Below are 16195 nucleotides of genomic sequence, written 5' to 3'. Positions count from 1 at the left end.
GCGTCAGGCCGGCTGGCCTTGGCCTTGCAGGGTCTGTTTCTTTGCCGGATCGCCCAGCCAGAGCATCAGGCAGGTGCCTACCAGCAGAATGGATGCCACGGCGAAGAAGGGCATGCTGAAGCTCTGAGTGCTGTCTTTGATAAGGCCTATCAGGAACGGGCCGGTGAAGCCGCCCAGGTTGCCGATCGAAACGATCATCGCCAAGCCCCCGGCGGCGGCGCGCCCGGTCAGGATGGTCGAGGGTATGGCCCAGAACGTGGCCTGGAATGACAGGATGCTTGCCACTGCCACGCACAAACTGGCGATTTTCAGCACTGGCTGGTCGAGCAGGGCGGCTGCTACCAAGGCCACCGCGGCCAAGGCCAAGGCGCTGACCACGTAAGGCAGGCGATGAGTGCTGCGGTTGGCCAGGCGTGCCCAGATTGTCATGCACAGGGCGCCAACCACATAGGGCAGTGCAACCACAAAGCCCACAATGCCGCTATCGATGCCCAGCCCTTTGATGATCTGCGGTAGCCACATCCCTATGCCGATCGAACCGACGATGCAACAGAAATTGATGGCTGCCAGGGTGAACACCTTGGGGTTGGTCAAAGCAGCCCGCAGTGTGTTGCCGTGGGATGCGCCAATCGACTGCTGCTCTTGGCTAAGGCGCTGGTTGAGCCACGCTTTCTCGCGCACGCTCAGCCACTTGGCCTTGGCAGGGGTGTCGACCAAGATGAAAAGGCACGCGATGCCCAGCAGCACAGCTGGCATCGATTCGGTGACCAGTAGCAGTTGCCAGTTTTTCAGCCCCCATACGTCATGTTGCTGCATCAACCAGCCAGACAGGGGTGAGCCAACGATGTTGGCCACAGGAATACCTAGCAGGAACGCTGCAGTGGCTTTTGCCCGCCATTTGCCGGGGAACCAGTACGTGAAGTACAGGTACACGCCCGGTGTGAAGCCTGCTTCGGCAAGCCCTAGCAAAAAGCGCGCGATGCTGAAGCTGATCGGCCCCGTGGCGAAGGCGGTCGCCATGGAGATCAACCCCCATGTAATCATGATCCGCGCAATCCATACCCGCGCGCCGAAGCGCTGCATCAGCAGGTTGCTGGGGATTTCGAACATGAAATAGCCGAAGAAGAACAGGCCGGCTGCCCAGCCGAACATCGTTGCGGTCAGGCCCAGGTCCTGGTTCATGCTGATGGCGGCGAAGCCTACATTGGTGCGATCCAGGTAGCTGATCACGTAGCAGATGAAAATGAACGGCACCAGGCGCCACAATAGGCGGCGCATCAGGCGTTCGCCCTCGGCATCGCTTAGCGGCGCCTGGGCTGCGGGGTTTTCGTGGGTCATGTCGTCGTTCTTTTGTAGTTGTTGTGTGCCCTGACAGGGGGGGCTGGGTCAGCTGTGGGAGTACATGGGCAGCCCAGGCGCAGTGGTGCGTACCTGCAGGATGCTGCCGGTTTCCGATTCGGTGATGTACAAGGTCTGCCCGTCGTCGCCGCCGAAGGCCAGGTTGGTGTTGCTGATACCTGCGCACGAAACGATGCGCTGCAAGGGTTCGGCGACTTTCGACAGCTTCCACACCGAGCCGAATCCGGTATGGGCGATGTACAGGTTGCTGTTGGCATCGAGCGCCAGGCCGTCAGGCCCGCCAAGGCCGCCGTGCAACTGGGCGAAGACACCTACCTTGCCAAGGATCGAGCCGTTGCCCAGCGGGATGCGCCAGATCTGTTGGGCCCTTGTCACTGCCACCAGCAGGTGGTTGAGGTGTGGGTCATAGACGATGCCATTAGGGCTTGGGATGGTGTTCAGCAGGCAGGTCAGGTTGCCGCTTGCATCAAGCTTGTAGACGCGGCCGCTGGCATCCTGCAGCCCAGTCTGGCCTTGATCAGTGAAGTACAGGTCGCCGTTGGGTGCGAATACCAGGTCGTTGACCCCTTTGAAGCTTTCGGAACCTGCCGAGTCGAGCACGGCCTCGATGGCGCCGGTCTCTGGGTCCAGCTGCATGATCCCGCGCTTATAGTCGGTGATGAAGATGCGCCCGTCATGGTGAATTTTCAGGCCGTTGGGCCAGCCATCGTACTGGCAGACCATTTCCCAGTCGCCCTGCGGTGAGATGCGAAAAATTCTGCCGTTGGGAATGTCGGTGACGTAGAGGCGCCCTTGACGATCAAACGATGGGCCTTCCAGGAACGAGTCGATGGCTCGGCCTTGGCGGTTGGCATTGGCCCAGGCAGTAGGTCGCGGGTCGCGAAATTGGTCAGGTAGGCGGGTAAAAACCGTGGTTTCCACGGTGGGCGGGGCAGCGAAGAAGCTCATAAGCGCTCCTGGGGTCTGGGTGGGCGGCTAAGCGTCCAATTATTGTTGTGACTTGTTTAATGCAACGCCGTTGCAAAATAAACCATAATCGGACGTGAGGTGAAGCATAAACTCAATTTTAAGCCCGATTTTTTCTTGTTATCCGCTGCATGCTGTACATTTTGAGTTGCCGCTTGACGAATAATGGAAATGGCATTTCAAAAAAACCATGCCAGTCGTGCCTTTCTGATCAGCGTTTTGCTGATAAGCGCCAGTCGGAATTCGCCCGCCAGCAGCGGCCGCGCTGCCTGGCAGTTGCGGTTGGCAAGTGCGTACGCCAATTCATCTCCCGAGCCTTCCTGGTTTTTTATCCGTGCGATGGCGCATGCTACGTTGGCGGGGGCAGGCCATTGACGGATAATGCTGTTTTTGGGCCCTTGCCCTGAATTGAGGGTGTCAATCTGTGAGGTTTTGCAAAAATGGTTAAAGCGCGGCCGCGTCCGGCGGTGAATGGAGTGGCATCGGCAGACCGTGTTTTGACTGTGCTGACGGCGTTTCAGATAGGCGATTCAGCCCTCAGCCTTGTAGAGCTGGTCGAGCGTACTGGGTTGATCAAGAGCACCATCATGCGCTTGATGGTGTCCCTGGAAAATCATGGTTTCATCACTCGCATGGCCGATGGCAGATACCAGTTGGCGAGCGAGGTCATGCGTTTGAACACCGTGTACCAGGAGGCGCTCGACCTGGAAAAACACGTGATGCCACGTCTGCACCACTTGGCGGAGCAGTCGGGTGAGACAGCATCCTTCTATGTGCGCCATGGCGCGTATCGGATGTGCCAATACCGAGTCAACTCTTCCCATCGGCTGCGCTTGAATCTTCAGCCCGGCGATATGCGGCCTATGGATGAGGCCGCAGGCGCCCAAGCATTACGTGCGCCTTACCCGGTCGGAATCACATTGGATAAGCCATTTTATTCCAAAGGCGCGACCGATCCGCATGCCGCTTCAATGGCCCTGCCCATCTACGGCGCGCAGCAGAAGCTCATGGGGGCGCTGGTGATTTCCGGGCCGGCCAGCCGTTTGACGGAAGACTATGCCGAGAGCCTCAAAGCGATGTTCTTTGAAGCGGCAAATGACCTAATGCGAAGCCTGGGCTACAAGCCTGCGTCTTCAGAGCCCAAAGCGATTGAGTGACCGGGCGACGGGCACCGCGGTAAACGGGGTGCGATCGCCAACGGATCTTTTCATGCCAGGCATGCCATGCCTAGGCCACGAGTTGGCTTGCTCTGGGCCAGCCAACCCCAAGCCACCCCTTGCGCGTGCCGGTCAGCTCAGCCCTTCGGCCTGTAGGGTTTTCTGCACGGCCGGCCGGCTGGCTACCCGCTTGTGAAATTGCGCGACCGCCGGCCAAGGTGTCAGGTCGATGCCTAACATCGGCGCCCAGTTGACGATGGTGAACAGGTAGGCGTCGGCCACGCTGAAGTGTTGTCCTGTCAAAAACGCCTGGCTGTGCAGGGCCGTGTTTACCAGGCCCAAGCGTTTGCCGAAGGTATCCAGGGTTTTTTGCTTGGCCTGGGGGCTGATGCCTGGGTTGAACAGCGCAGCAAGCGTCTTGTGCAGTTCGGTGCCAATGAAGTTGAGCCATTCCTGCACCCGCGCGCGCTCCAGTGAACCCGCCGGGGGCAGCAGGTTGGCCTCGGGTTTCTGGTCGGCCAGGTACTGAACGATGGCAGGGCCCTCGGTGAGCACTTGGCCGTCATCCAGTTGCAGGGCTGGTACATAGCCCTTGGCATTGACCGTATAGAAGTCGGCCCCGCTAGCTGTGGTATGAGCCTTGAGGTCGACTTTTTCGGCGGTGTAAGGCAAGCCCAGTTCGTTCAGCACGATGTGTGGCGAGAGTGAACAGGCACCTGGTGAGTAATAAAGCTTCATGATTGTCTCCCATTGAGCAAAGGACGGGGCGCAGCAGCGTTAACGTTATGCCACCTACGTGCGATCTCAAGTACGGTGATGACCAAAGGTCGATGATCGCGCTGGCGCTTACGGTTCACCGAGCGTTTCGCGTGCGGGGGTTAGACGGCGGGTATGGAAGTCGTACTCGAACAATTCAGCATAGCGCCCCCACTCGATGGCTACTTTGAGTACGCGTTCGGCTTCTTCGGCATCCATCGACTCTGCCAGGCGTTCGAGCACTGCTTTTTCCAGCAACCCCGCAGGCTCCAGGCGCAGGCTATCGAGGATATAGCCGATCAATCTCACGTGGCCCTTGCACTGGCGCGCGAACAAATCCTGGCGCCGTGCCTGGCGTGCAGTGACGTAGTTGCGCCCTTGGCGGGTAAGGCGGATGTCGCCCTCGACGACCTGGGCCAAGCCGAGCAGGCCAAGGGCCTCGTAGATCGGGAACAGCGCCTCGTCAGGCTGCTCGGCTTCCTCGGCCAGGTGAGGCAGGTCGGCTTCGCCGTTGAACGGCTCGCCAGCAATCAGTTCCAGCACGCTTTCCATGCGCGCGATGTCGGCATCAGGTAGCCGGTAGCCCAGTTCAACGGTTGACGGGGCGCCTGCGGCGGCTATTTCTTCGGGGCGTTGGGTCATCAGTGCATAGACCTCGTCGACCAGCCCGCGAACCTGGGCCGAGTCAGCGTTGCGCGGCCGGGGCAGGTCGATGTGCAGCTCGGAGCGAACGCGCCCTGGGTCGCTGGAGAGAATAAGGATGCGGTCAGCCATCATCACGGTCTCCTCGATATTGTGCGACACCACCAGAATGCCGCGAGTGGTGATGCGGCGCTCTTCCCAGAGTTCGAGCATGTCGTCGCGCAAGGTTTCGCCGGTGAGTACATCCAGCGCCGAGAACGCTTCGTCCATCAGCAGCACTTCTGGGTTCATCACCAAGGCACGGGCGATACCCACGCGCTGGCGCATGCCGCCAGACAGCTCACGGGGCAGGGCGCCACCAAACCCGGACAGGCCGATCAGCTCCAGTGCAGCGTTGGCCAGGCGCTCGCGCTCAGCTCGGTTCACGCCCTGGGCTTCCAGGCCAAGCTCGACGTTTTGCTGCACGGTCAGCCATGGGAACAACGCAAAAGTCTGAAAGACCATGGCTACGCCGTCGACCGGGCCGTGGATCGGCTGGCCGCGGTAGCTGACGGTACCGCGGTCGGTGCCAACCAACCCGGCGATGATCCGCAGCAGCGTCGATTTACCGGAACCGGAGCGGCCGAGCAGGGCGACGATCTCATGCTCGCGCAGTTGGAAGTCGACGCCTTCAAGAATGGTCCGCGGCGTGCCATCGCTGGCCCGGAAGGCCTTGCTCACGCCCTTGAGTTCGATCAGCAGTGGTTTCATGGCAAATCCTCAGCGGCGGCTCTCGGCAAGCACATACAGGCGGCGCCAGAAAAACCGGTTCAGCAGCATCACATAGATGCACATGACCCCTATGCCCAAGGCAATGCGGTGAAAGTCACCGGCGTCGGTCATCTGCTTGATGTAACTGCCCAGGCCGTCGGCGACCAAAGAAGTGTCGCCCCAGCTGACATACTCGGCGACGATGCTGGCATTCCACGAGCCGCCGCTGGCAGTCATGGCGCCTGTTACGAAACTGGGGAGCACCGCCGGCAGGTACACACGGCGCCACTTCAGCCAGCCACGCAAACCCAGGTTGTCTGCGGCAAGGCGCAGCTCGTAATGGATGGCCGTCGCGCCGGCGACCACGTTGAACAGGATGTACCACTGGGTGCCGAAAACCATCAGCGGGCTCAGCCAGATGTTTGGGCTGAGTTGAAAGTGCACCAGTGCCATGACCACCACGGGGAATAGTAGATTGACCGGGAAGGCAGCGAGAAACTGGGCCAGCGCCTGGACTTTCTGCGAGTAGCGCGGGCGCAGGCCGATCCACACTGACAGCGGCACCCATATCAATGAGGCAAGGGCAATCAGCAGCATGACCCGGCACAGGGTGATCAAGCCCAGGCCCAGTACATGCAGTGCCTCGCCCCAGCCGACATCCTGGTGCACGAACAGCCCCAAGCGCGCGAAGGCCAATGCACAGGCAAGCACCAAGATGACGTCCCAGGCCTGCGGCCCCCAACCCGGCAGGCGCAGCCACCGGCGCGGCGCTGTACTGCCGTCGCGGCGCACAGGGAATGCGCCGGTAGCCTGTTGTATGCCTTTGGCTAACCACTCGCTCAATGCGCTCAGCCAACGGCTGCGCCGGGCAGCGTCGAGCACCCAGGAGCGCTGCGCGGTGTCGCCTTGTGTGTCTTCGAAGCGAAAGCGGTCGGCCCAGGCCAGCAGGGGGCGAAAAAACAGCTGATCGTAGAGCACGATGCCGGTGAGCATCGCACCGATTGCCCAGGCAATGGCGCCCAGGTTGCGTTGGTCGATGGCCACGGCGATGTAGGAGCCGATGCCAGGCAGCTTGATATCCTGCCCGGCCACCGAGATGGCCTCGGCGGCTACCAGAAAGAACCACCCGCCGGACATCGACATCATCATGTTCCACAACAGGCTCGGCATCGCGAACGGCAGCTCCAGGCGCCAGAAGCGCTGCCACGCCGAGAGCCGCAAGACACGTGCCGCCTCGTTCAGCTCCGCCGGCACGCTTCGCAACGCCTGGTAAAGGCTCAGCGCCATGTTCCACGCCTGAGAGGTGAAGATGGCGAAGATCGCCGCGCACTCGACGCCCAGCAGGTTTCCCGGAAACAGCGCGATGAACGGGGCAATGGCGATGGCCTGAAAGCCCAGGATGGGCACCGACTGCAGTACGTCCAACAAAGGAATCATGGCCTTTTCAGCGGCACGGTACTTGGCGGCCAGCGTGGCGAACACGAAGGCGAACAGCAGCGAGATCCCCAGTGCGATGAACATCCGCACGATGGTCCGCATCAAGTAGTAGGGCAGGTAGGCCGGATCGAGTGAAATTGGCAGCGATTGGCCGACCACGAACGGCCGACTCATCTGCATGGCGGTATACGCGGCAAGCACAAGCACCACCAGCACCAGTGGCAGCAGAACCCAGTCCCAGCGATTCGGTACGCCATTGCGCAGGCCTGGCGACGGGTTGAACAGGCGGGCCATGTACAAATCTCGAGCGTCAGGGTGTGGGAGGGGCCGGTGCCATCACATGAGCCAGTATGGTTCAGGTGGGTGACAGTTCAATGTGCCCAAAGGGTCGGCCACAGGCAGAGGAAAGTCACGTGAAGGCGCGGTGCCCTTGGGTAACTTTTTTGATAGGTTCGGGCCGCTTCAGAGCCTGCCTAAGGGGCCTATCGGTGGCCCAGCGAGAGGCACTGACCCAAGCCTTACCACTCGATCGCTTGGCCGTCCCATGCCCAGAAGCCCCCGCTGTCTGCGGGCCCAAATCTTTGTACCTGTTCGATCACGCACTGTGCGGCGAATGCCGGGTCGAACAGCTTGCCCGCCGGTACATTGCCTTGAAATGGGCGCGATAGATCGGTGTCGGTTGTGCCAGGATGCAACGCCATTATCGTGGCTGCCGGGTTCAGGCGCCGCAGCTCGATACTTGCGGTGTGCAGCAACTGGTTGAGCGCAGCCTTGCTGGCCCGATAGCTGTACCAGCCGCCCAGGCGGTTATCGCCGATCGAACCCACCCTGGCCGATAGTGCAGCGAAGGTTGCCGGGTTGTTGCGCAAGAACGGTAGCAGGTGTTTGAGCAGGAGTATGGGAGCGAAGGCGTTGCTGGCGAAGCTCGCCTGCAGGCTGGCCAAATCCAACTGGGCCAGTGATTTTTCGGGCTTGGCGCCGTCCTGGTGGAGGGTACCCAGCGTACTGATGACCAAGTGAAGGTGGTCGCATTGCGCCTTAAGCTCAGTGGCCATTGTTGCAAGTGCCTGTTCTTCGCGGGCATCGCAATCGATCAGCACCAAGCGCTTGCCATGCTGCGTGGCCAGGCGTGCCAGCGCGTCATTGTGGGTCGCATTGCGCGAGATGGCCCAGAGCCTGGCCACCTCATCGCTTGCCAGCAATGTGCTGCAGAGGGCCAAACCGATGCCACGGCTGGCGCCTGCTAGCAGCACATTGGCTTGGCCATCAAGGTTGGGTATCAAGGGCATGGGGCACCTCTTGCAGTTGTAAGCCACTGAGCTTAGCACCGGCCGAACCGTGCTGGCCTGGCATTGAACTCGCGAAACGGCGCGCTACGCTTTGGGCAGCGATGCTTTGTTCTACAGCCTTTGCCCCCGTCCATTGAGTGAGTGCGCAGATGATTCGCAGCTACCTGCTAATGCTGGTCGCCGCTGCCTTGTTGGCGGCCTGTGGCGACGACTCCTCCCACTACGCAGTCTCCGATGAGCATTGCCAGCCCGATCGGCTGAAAACGCTGCCCAACAATCCCAGCCGGGATAGCTTGGTGGAAAAGTGCATGCCGCGTCAGTCGCCCTGAGGCTGTAACTGCGTGCCTGGGGCAAACCGATCTTCAGGTCGCTGTTCGACGAGCGAATCGTTGTGGCGCCTGCTTGGGGCCAATGGCGGGGCGGCAGGCACCTTGTTCGCTATGCCAAACGGCACATGGACCATTGGCAGGTCACCTGCGGCCGAGAACAAATGGCTGCGTTGATCGTCGAAGAACATATGTGGCTTCAAGATCTGAAGCACGCGAGCCTTCTCCATGCCGCCGAGGAAGAATGACTCGTCTGGCGAAACGCCCCAGTTTTTAAGTGTTGTCACCACTCGCTCATGGGCTGGAGCGTTACGCGCCGTGACCATCGCGATACGCAGAATCCGCTTGTACTGCGGGTCCTCTGCCAGCTTGCGGTCTTCGAGCTGGCGTATCAGCGAGAGCTTGCGATACAGGTCTGCCAGGGGCCCAGGTTGGTGTGGGATGGCCTTGCGGTCGCGCTCATGGGCCTGGAACTCACCCAGATCAAGGTGCTGTTTGTACACACTCTCTGCCTCGTCATCGGCGATGACGCCATCGAAGTCGAAGGCCACGCGTAATTCGGAGTCGATTTCGTCATCATAGATGCGCGTGGGCAGCACAAGGCCAGCAGGGTAGTCGGCATCGATGGCGCGCTGCACGTCGCCCTCGTGGGCGCTGAGAAACAGCGAAGCGTTGAACGCGGGGATGTACTCGTAGGGTGAGCGCCCGGACATGAACGCTGCCCGGGTGATATCCAGGTTGTAGTGGTTGATCGAGCGGAACACCCGTAGCCCCGTCTCTGGGGAATTGCGCGAGAGTAGCACCACCTCGACCGGCAGTTGTTCGGGGAAGGCTTGGTTGATGCTCAGGAAACGCCGGATGAACGGAAACGCCACGCCTTTGGGGAAGGGCACGTCGAGGTTTTGTTCCTGATGCAGGCGGTACGCTTCGACGCCTTCGGCTTGATAAATGTCGTCGGACACCGTCAGGTCGAACAGAGCGCTGGAGGCGACGCCGACGACGAGTTTCTGCTCGATGGGGTAGGGCATGGATTGTCCTGGGAAAAACGGCAACAGGCTCAATCATAGGCCAATGCCCCTCCAGGATGGGCGATTTCATATCGGCGCTGCTCGCTGCGCCGCCGGTGCTAAATGACGGTGGGCGAGCCATCCAGATCGCGACGGGCCCTGGCCCGCTCGGCTGAGTCATCAACGCTGTCTATCAACCCATCCACGCTATCAATTTGACTGCGACAACCTGCCTCAGTAACTTGCCCCGCTGTTCGCTGCAACCCAGAGATCATCCGCTTTGCCTTCCTCCTGACCTACCGCCGCCACACCCCCGCAAACCGTAAATTCACGATCTTCGGCATGCCTTCTGGCATCGCTGTCGTCCCTGCGTTCGAGCCTTTCAAATGTCTGTCAATGCACCCTCCCAGATCACCGAACTCGTTATCGAGGCCGGTACCAAGAAAGCCCAGTTGCCCGCCCGTGCCTTGCTGATTCTGGGGTTTCTCGCCGGCGGCTTCATTTCGATGGGCTTTATCCTGGCCATCCATGTCAGCGCCATGATTCCCGGGCAGTGGGCCTCGCTGGGCAATCTGCTGGGTGCGGCAGTGTTTCCCATCGGCCTGATTCTGGTGATCCTGGCCGGAGGTGAGCTGCTGACCGGCAACATGATGAGCCTGCCTTTAGCCATGTTCGCCGGGCGTATCCGCGTGGCGGCCGTGGCGCGTAACTGGCTTTGGGTGACGTTGGCCAACTTGCTGGGGGCCTTGTTCGTGGCCTACTTCTTCGGCCACCTGCTGGGCCTTACCGAAGGTGCCTACCTGGACAAGACGGTGGCCGGGGCCACGAGCAAGGCCAGCGCCGACTTCGTACATGCCTTCGTTTCCGGCATCGGTTGCAATTGGCTGGTGTGTCTGGCGGTTTGGCTGGCCTACGCAAGCCGGGAGATGAGTGGCAAGGTCCTGGGCATCTGGTTCCCGATCATGGCGTTTGTGGCCATCGGCTTTCAGCATGTGGTGGCCAACATGTTCCTCATCCCTGCTGCAATCTTCGCCGGTTACCTGAGCTGGGCCGCCCTGCTGCACAACCTGGTGGCGGTATTTCTCGGCAACGCGGTGGGTGGGGCGATTTTCGTGGGCCTTGCTTACTATGTATCGTTCGGCGCCGCTGCCAAGCACCAGGCAACGGCGCAGTCATCTCAGGCCCCCGCGAGTTAAGGCCCAGGGCGAGATGTGTTGAGTGCGTGGGGATTGGCCACGTTCTTCGGAGTGCCCTGGAAAAAGGCCAGTAGGTTGTCGAACGCATCGCCGAAATAAAGCTCGTAGCCGTTCCTTTCCACGTAGCCAAGGTGCGGTGTGCTTAGCACCCGGGGGTGGGTGAGCAGCGGATGGTCAGTGGCTAGGATCGGTTCCTGCTCGAAGACATCCACTGCTGCGAAGCCTGGCCTGCCGGCTTCGAGCGCCTGCAGCAGCGCCCCCGGAGCGATGAGTTCGGCACGGCTGATGTTTACCAGCAGGGCATCGGCCTTCATGCGTGACAAATCGGCGAAGGTCACAGCATGGCGCGTGGTATCTGACAAACGCAGGTTCAGGCTGAGGATATCGGCCTCGGCGAAAAAGGCCTCGCGCGACGCCGCCGCCCGATGCCCGTGCGCCTGTGCCGCAGCCCGGCTGGCTTCGCTGCCCCACACCAGTACCGGCATGTCGAATGCCTGGGCGTAGCGGGCCAGGCGCTGGCCAATCTTGCCGTAACCCCAGATGCCCAGTACCTGGCCGGCCACTGCCTGGCCCAGATTGACCTGCCATTGGCCTTGTTTGAAGGCTTCGATCGCCGGCACCAGTTGGCGCCGGGCATTGAGGATCAGCGCCCAAGCCAGCTCAGCCGGTGCCACCGGCGAGCCACGCCCCTCGGTGACGACGATGCCGCGGGCGGTGCACGCTTGAAGGTCAAGGTGCCCCGCGACCTTGCCGGTTTGGCTGATCAGCTTGAGGTTGGGCAAGCGCTCGAGCAGGGCTGCGTCGATACGGGTGCGCTCACGGGTCAGCACCAGGGCGTCGGCGTTGGCCAGACGTGCAGCCAATGCCTCCAGTGAGGCAGGCTGCCTATCGTGAAACACGCTCACCTCATGCCCTGCCAGGCGCTTGTAGCAATCGAGTGTGCGGATCACGTCCTGATAGTCGTCTGGAATGGCAATGCGCATTGTCGTAGGCCCTGGGGTTGGTCGTGGCGATGGTGCTGAGAGTTGCGGTTCTGCCACACAGAAGTCAACCATGACCGCCTACGGCCGATGGCGCGTTCAAAGGGCAGCTTACTCAGCCCAATGCCTGGGGCCAGGCTTTGTGGTGCTCCACCAGAAAGTCCACGAACACCCGCACCCGCGCTGGCATCGCCGACCCGCCCACGAACACGGCGTGCAAAGGCTCCTGGTCGCAAGGGTTGTAGTCCTCAAGAAGCGCCACCAGCTGGCCGCTTTTCAACTCATCTGCCACGGTGAATGTACCAATCCGGGCGATGCCTGCCCCCAACCTGGCCAACTGCGCGAGCGCTTCGCCACTGTTGCACTCGATGTTACCCGTTACCTTCATTGAAAAATGCGCTTGCCCGCGACGAAAAGGCCAATCCGGCGCCGCGCGCCGGAAGTTGAAGCGCAGGCAGTTGTGCTTTTCCAGGTCCTCAGGCACTTGTGGCGTACCGCAGCGTGCCAGGTACTCGGGCGATGCCACCACTACCTGGCCAGTGTGGCCTATGTAACGTGCAGTAAGCGAGCTGTCTGGCAGCTGGCCAAAGCGCAGCGCGACATCGGCTTGCCCGCCATGGATGTCAGCGATTTCATCGCTCAGGGCCAGGTCCACCAGCACCTGTGGATACTGGGCGCTGAATGCCGTCAGCAAGGGCACTAGGGTCTGGCGTCCGTGGCCGAGTGCCGCACTGACCCGTAAACGCCCCCGTGGTACCCCTTGGTCGGTGATCGCCTCTTCGACCTCCAGCAGGTCTGCCAGGATGCGCCGGGCGCCGCGCAGATAGGCCTCACCCTCGGTGGTCAGGTTGATCGCGCGTGTGGTGCGCAGTAGCAGGCGAGTCCCCAGGCGCTGCTCGGCACGGGCAACGATGCGGCTCACCGCTGACGGTGTAAGGCCCAGCGCCCGTGCGGCGCCCGACAGGCTGCCGCTTTCGACCACCTTGCAGAACACCTCCATTTCCCCGGATCGACCGTAGTATTCCATTTGTGCCTCCAGCGCAAAGGTGATTGCCAATAAAGCTGTCTAGTGCGCAAAAGGGAGTGATCGTAGCATTCGCGTCATAGATAAGGAGCCTCTCATGCGAATCAATCCCCCTCTTGTGGCACTGGCCATCGGCGCCTTCGGCATCGGTGTCACCGAGTTCGCCCCCATGGGTATGCTGCCCGGTATCGCCGCCGATCTTGGCGTATCCATCCCGGCGGCAGGCCTGTTGGTCAGTGCCTACGCCTTGGGCGTGCTGATCGGTGCCCCCTTGATGACCCTGGCTACCGGCAAAATCCCGCGGCGTTATTTATTGATCGGGCTGATGGCCATTTTCACCCTGGGCAACGTGATGTCGGCGATGGCTACCGACTATCAGAGCCTGCTCTTGGCGCGGGTGGTCACCTCGCTGAACCACGGTGCGTTCTTCGGCGTGGGTTCGGTGGTAGCGGCCAGCGTGGTACCCCCGGACAAGCGCGCAGGCGCAGTGGCGGCCATGTTCATGGGCCTTACCCTGGCGACCATCGGCGGCGTGCCTTTGGCCACCTGGTTTGGCGAACTGCTCGGTTGGCGCACGGCGTTCTGGGGCATTGCCGGCCTTGGCCTGGTAGCGATGGCGTCGCTGTGGTTTGCGCTGCCCGATGTGCCGCTGCCCAAAAGTGCCGGCGTAATGGCCGAAATTCGAGTATTGGGCCGCGGGCCGGTGCTGGCGGCCTTGACGCTCACGGTGGTGGGCTCCAGCGCGATGTTCACTGTGTTCACATACATTGCGCCGATACTGCACAGCCAGGCACAGGCTTCGACGTCCTTCATCACAGCCATGCTGGTGCTGTTCGGCATCGGCCTGACCCTCGGTAATGTGTGGGGCGGCAAGGCGGCGGATCGCTCGGTCGATCGGACCTTGATCGTTTCGCTGCTGGTGCTGATCGCGGTGCTGCTGGTGCTTCCAGCGACGTTTGGGTGGTCGCTGCCCACGGCACTGGCGATTCTGCTCTGGGGCATTGCCAGTTTTGCCTTGGTGCCGCCCCTGCAAATGCGGGTGATGGATGCGGCAAAGGACGCACCCAACCTTGCATCGGCGGTCAACATCGGAGCCTTCAACCTGGGGAACGCGATCGGTGCTGCGCTGGGTGGCGCGGTGATCAACGCCGGGTTGGGGTATTCGGCGGTCGCTTTCGCCGGCGCTTCGATGGCCGCGTTGGGCTTGGTGTTGACCCTGGCCTGGCGCAACCGCCCGGTCGTCCCCGTTGACCAATCGGTACAGCCCTACAGCCCCTCCTGAACCCTTTGCAGGAAGGTGGCCACCATCGGGCGTGAGCGCTGCAGCACGCCAGGGCGGTGACACGTTCGCCTAAGGCGGGCGCGTGCTGGCGATGAGATTACTTGTCGATCCACTGCCTGAGGGCGTATAAACTGCTCCCACTTTTGGCCGGTCGCTTCCTGAACCGGCCGCGGAAACAAGAGAGTCGACATGGGCGCACAGTGGAAAGCCAAGCATAGAGAAACAGCTGCCAACGCCAAAGGCAAGATCATGGGCAAGCTGGCCAAGGAAATTCAGATCGCCGCCAAGTCCGGCGCCGACCCGGACATGAACCCGCGCCTGCGCCTGGCCATCTTCCAGGCCAAGAAAGCCTCGATGACTCGCGAGACCCTTGAGCGCGCGATCAAGAAGGGCGCAGGCCTTGACGGTGAGTCCGTGCAATACCACGCCGTCAGCTATGAAGGTTTCGCCCCGCACCAAGTGCCGCTGATCGTCGAGTGCCTGACCGACAACGTCAACCGCACCGTTGCCCAGATTCGCGTGCTGTTCCGCAAGGGCCAACTGGGGGCCAGTGGTTCGGTAGCGTGGGACTTCAACCACGTTGGCTTGATCGAAGCTACCCCCGAAGGCGACGCCGACCCGGAAATGGCCGCGATCGAAGCCGGGGCCCAGGACTTCGAGGAAGGTGAAGAGGAGGGTTCGACCCTGTTCATCACCGACACCACCGACCTGGATGCGGTGCAGAAAGCGCTGCCAGACCATGGTTTTACCGTGACTTCGGCGAAGATCGGCTATACCCCGAAAAACCCGGTGAGCGCTGCCAGCCTGAGTGCCGAGGCGCTGGCCGAGGTTGAAGCCTTCCTCGAAGCAATCGACGAGAACGAAGACGTGCAGAACGTCTATGTCGGTCTGACGGCTTGATCGCTAGGGCCGCTCAGCGGCCCATTCGCCGGTGAACCCGCCCCCGCAGGAATGACACAAGCTTTGGTTTTGTGCGGCCCTGCCGGTGCGGGTTCACCCGCTAATGGGCCTGTGCTTTTCAGACGGGAGCTTGCATGAACCCGACTTTCGCCACCCTTAGCCTTGCACACCTGCGCACCCTCGACTGCCTCCTGCAGCTCAAGAATCTCAGCCATGCCGCCGAACGCGTGGGGGTCAGCCAATCGGCCCTGAGCCGGCAGTTGGCTCATCTGCGCGAGGCCTTTGACGACCCACTGCTGGTCCGCCAGGGCCGTGGTTATGTGCTCAGCGAACATGCCCAAACCCTGATCGAGCCCCTGCGCCAAGTGCTTGAAGCGCTTCATGCGCTGCGCCAACCTGCCGTCTTTGATCCAGCGCGCTGCGAGCGCCGCTTTTGCCTGGCCGCGTCGGACTACGTGGCCGAACACATGCTACCGCTGCTGGTGGCTGCGCTGGAGCAGGAGGCCCCAGGTGTGTCCATCGACTTTCGCACCTGGCAGGCCGGGCAGTACGCCTTGCTTGCCAGCGGTGAAATCGACCTTGCTACCACCCTGTTCGACGAGTCGCCACCGAACCTGCACGGTCGCCTGCTTGGCGAAGACCGAGCGGTATGCCTGATGCGCAAAGATCATCCCCTGGCGGCTCTCGAGCAGCTGGGGCAGGACGATTACTTGGCCTGCAAGCATGTGCGGGTCTCTGGCGGCGGCGACAAGGACAGCTTCATCGATCGCCACCTGCGTTCCCAGGGTTTGCAGCGGCGCATCAGCCTGCAAGTGCCGTTTTTCTCGGCTACGGTGCAGGTGCTCGGCAACAGCCAGGCGCTTGCCACCGTCCCTGAGCACATCGCTCGGCAGTTGTGCCGTTTGCATGGCCTGGCATGGCGACCGTTGGCATTCGTTGAGCATACCCAGCGCTATTGGGTGGTGTGGCATCAGCGCCTACAAGCTTCGGCCGAGCACCGTTGGTTGCGCAACCGAGTGTTCGAGCTGTGGCGGCAGTCGCAGTTCGGCGTGCAGGGCGGTGCTGCGGGTTTGCCATAGCAGCTATGCACGAAGCGGGGTTATTCGCCCAAGCGCAGGGGCCTA

At 61.6% G+C, this 16195-nt stretch carries 15 protein-coding genes; 6 read left to right on the top strand and 9 right to left on the bottom strand.

Annotated elements, in window-relative coordinates; genetic code table 11:
- Positions 1–3: 3 nt before the first annotated feature.
- The gene (locus HU725_RS13060; protein WP_186477973.1) at positions 4–1338 is read right to left on the bottom strand and encodes an MFS transporter; all 1335 of its coding nucleotides are present in this window, start codon (positions 1336–1338) and stop codon (positions 4–6) included.
- Between the two features lie 48 nt (positions 1339–1386).
- A complete protein-coding gene (locus HU725_RS13055; protein ID WP_186477972.1) occupies positions 1387–2307 on the bottom strand; it encodes an SMP-30/gluconolactonase/LRE family protein in 921 nt (306 codons plus the stop codon).
- Between the two features lie 458 nt (positions 2308–2765).
- Between HU725_RS13055 and HU725_RS13050 the strand changes: the two genes are divergently transcribed.
- Positions 2766–3482: an IclR family transcriptional regulator gene (locus HU725_RS13050; protein WP_186477971.1), complete on the top strand. Its 717-nt coding sequence runs from the start codon at positions 2766–2768 to the stop codon at positions 3480–3482.
- A gap of 132 nt (positions 3483–3614) precedes the next feature.
- Here the strand turns inward: HU725_RS13050 and gstA are convergent, their stop codons facing one another.
- The 4 genes from gstA to HU725_RS13030 form a co-directional block, all read right to left on the bottom strand.
- On the bottom strand, positions 3615–4220 hold the full coding sequence (gstA, locus tag HU725_RS13045; protein ID WP_186477970.1) for a glutathione transferase GstA: 606 nt from the start codon (positions 4218–4220) through the stop codon (positions 3615–3617).
- Positions 4221–4328: 108 nt separating this feature from the next.
- Complete coding sequence (locus tag HU725_RS13040; RefSeq protein ID WP_186477969.1) at positions 4329–5630, bottom strand: ABC transporter ATP-binding protein; 1302 nt, start codon at positions 5628–5630, stop codon at positions 4329–4331.
- Positions 5631–5639: 9 nt separating this feature from the next.
- Complete coding sequence (locus tag HU725_RS13035) at positions 5640–7361, bottom strand: ABC transporter permease (RefSeq protein WP_186477968.1); 1722 nt, start codon at positions 7359–7361, stop codon at positions 5640–5642.
- A gap of 224 nt (positions 7362–7585) precedes the next feature.
- Positions 7586–8356: an SDR family NAD(P)-dependent oxidoreductase gene (locus HU725_RS13030; RefSeq protein WP_186477967.1), complete on the bottom strand. Its 771-nt coding sequence runs from the start codon at positions 8354–8356 to the stop codon at positions 7586–7588.
- Between the two features lie 149 nt (positions 8357–8505).
- Here HU725_RS13030 and trbK point away from each other — a divergent pair, with 149 nt between their 5' ends.
- Positions 8506–8685 (top strand): entry exclusion lipoprotein TrbK, encoded by a 180-nt coding sequence (gene trbK / locus HU725_RS13025; protein ID WP_186477966.1) that lies wholly within the window; start codon positions 8506–8508, stop codon positions 8683–8685.
- Here the strand turns inward: trbK and HU725_RS13020 are convergent.
- Positions 8673–9710, bottom strand: coding sequence for a 5'-nucleotidase (locus HU725_RS13020; RefSeq protein WP_225915484.1), 1038 nt, complete (start codon positions 9708–9710; stop codon positions 8673–8675). The genes trbK and HU725_RS13020 overlap by 13 nt on opposite strands.
- 365 nt (positions 9711–10075) lie before the next feature.
- Here HU725_RS13020 and HU725_RS13015 point away from each other — a divergent pair, with 365 nt between their 5' ends.
- Positions 10076–10885 carry a formate/nitrite transporter family protein gene (locus HU725_RS13015; protein ID WP_186477965.1) on the top strand — a complete coding sequence of 270 codons (810 nt, stop codon included), beginning with the start codon at positions 10076–10078 and terminating at the stop codon, positions 10883–10885.
- On the opposite strand, the gene HU725_RS13010 is transcribed toward HU725_RS13015, so the two are convergent.
- Positions 10882–11868 (bottom strand): D-2-hydroxyacid dehydrogenase family protein, encoded by a 987-nt coding sequence (locus HU725_RS13010; protein WP_186477964.1) that lies wholly within the window; start codon positions 11866–11868, stop codon positions 10882–10884. The two genes, HU725_RS13015 and HU725_RS13010, sit on opposite strands and share 4 nt — an antisense overlap.
- 112 nt (positions 11869–11980) lie before the next feature.
- Positions 11981–12892: a LysR family transcriptional regulator gene (locus HU725_RS13005; RefSeq protein ID WP_186477963.1), complete on the bottom strand. Its 912-nt coding sequence runs from the start codon at positions 12890–12892 to the stop codon at positions 11981–11983.
- Positions 12893–12986: 94 nt separating this feature from the next.
- Between HU725_RS13005 and HU725_RS13000 the strand changes: the two genes are divergently transcribed.
- The 3 genes from HU725_RS13000 to HU725_RS12990 all read left to right on the top strand — a co-directional run bounded on the left by HU725_RS13000 (position 12987) and on the right by HU725_RS12990 (position 16150).
- Positions 12987–14171 (top strand): MFS transporter, encoded by a 1185-nt coding sequence (locus HU725_RS13000; RefSeq protein WP_186477962.1) that lies wholly within the window; start codon positions 12987–12989, stop codon positions 14169–14171.
- A gap of 189 nt (positions 14172–14360) precedes the next feature.
- Positions 14361–15071, top strand: coding sequence for a YebC/PmpR family DNA-binding transcriptional regulator (locus HU725_RS12995; RefSeq protein WP_060478451.1), 711 nt, complete (start codon positions 14361–14363; stop codon positions 15069–15071).
- 134 nt (positions 15072–15205) lie between these two features.
- Positions 15206–16150, top strand: coding sequence for a LysR family transcriptional regulator (locus tag HU725_RS12990; protein WP_186477961.1), 945 nt, complete (start codon positions 15206–15208; stop codon positions 16148–16150).
- The last annotated feature ends 45 nt before the right edge of the window (positions 16151–16195 follow it).

It is taken from the genome of Pseudomonas promysalinigenes (assembly GCF_014269025.2).
Taxonomy (GTDB): Bacteria; Pseudomonadota; Gammaproteobacteria; order Pseudomonadales; family Pseudomonadaceae; genus Aquipseudomonas; species Aquipseudomonas promysalinigenes.
The sequence above is the reverse complement of the archived record's forward strand: the minus strand, read 5'-3'. Positions and strand labels throughout refer to the sequence as shown.

Excerpts from the sequence above, each read along its gene's own strand:
- HU725_RS13060 (WP_186477973.1), bottom strand. The coding sequence starts at position 1,338 with ATGACCCACGAAAACCCCGCAGCCCAGGCGCCGCTAAGCGATGCCGAG.
- HU725_RS13055 (WP_186477972.1), bottom strand. The coding sequence starts at position 2,307 with ATGAGCTTCTTCGCTGCCCCGCCCACCGTGGAAACCACGGTTTTTACC.
- HU725_RS13050 (WP_186477971.1), top strand. The coding sequence starts at position 2,766 with ATGGTTAAAGCGCGGCCGCGTCCGGCGGTGAATGGAGTGGCATCGGCA.
- gstA (WP_186477970.1), bottom strand. The coding sequence starts at position 4,220 with ATGAAGCTTTATTACTCACCAGGTGCCTGTTCACTCTCGCCACACATC.
- HU725_RS13040 (WP_186477969.1), bottom strand. The coding sequence starts at position 5,630 with ATGAAACCACTGCTGATCGAACTCAAGGGCGTGAGCAAGGCCTTCCGG.
- HU725_RS13035 (WP_186477968.1), bottom strand. The coding sequence starts at position 7,361 with ATGGCCCGCCTGTTCAACCCGTCGCCAGGCCTGCGCAATGGCGTACCG.
- HU725_RS13030 (WP_186477967.1), bottom strand. The coding sequence starts at position 8,356 with ATGCCCTTGATACCCAACCTTGATGGCCAAGCCAATGTGCTGCTAGCA.
- trbK (WP_186477966.1), top strand. The coding sequence starts at position 8,506 with ATGATTCGCAGCTACCTGCTAATGCTGGTCGCCGCTGCCTTGTTGGCG.
- HU725_RS13020 (WP_225915484.1), bottom strand. The coding sequence starts at position 9,710 with ATGCCCTACCCCATCGAGCAGAAACTCGTCGTCGGCGTCGCCTCCAGC.
- HU725_RS13015 (WP_186477965.1), top strand. The coding sequence starts at position 10,076 with ATGTCTGTCAATGCACCCTCCCAGATCACCGAACTCGTTATCGAGGCC.
- HU725_RS13010 (WP_186477964.1), bottom strand. The coding sequence starts at position 11,868 with ATGCGCATTGCCATTCCAGACGACTATCAGGACGTGATCCGCACACTC.
- HU725_RS13005 (WP_186477963.1), bottom strand. The coding sequence starts at position 12,892 with ATGGAATACTACGGTCGATCCGGGGAAATGGAGGTGTTCTGCAAGGTG.
- HU725_RS13000 (WP_186477962.1), top strand. The coding sequence starts at position 12,987 with ATGCGAATCAATCCCCCTCTTGTGGCACTGGCCATCGGCGCCTTCGGC.
- HU725_RS12995 (WP_060478451.1), top strand. The coding sequence starts at position 14,361 with ATGGGCGCACAGTGGAAAGCCAAGCATAGAGAAACAGCTGCCAACGCC.
- HU725_RS12990 (WP_186477961.1), top strand. The coding sequence starts at position 15,206 with ATGAACCCGACTTTCGCCACCCTTAGCCTTGCACACCTGCGCACCCTC.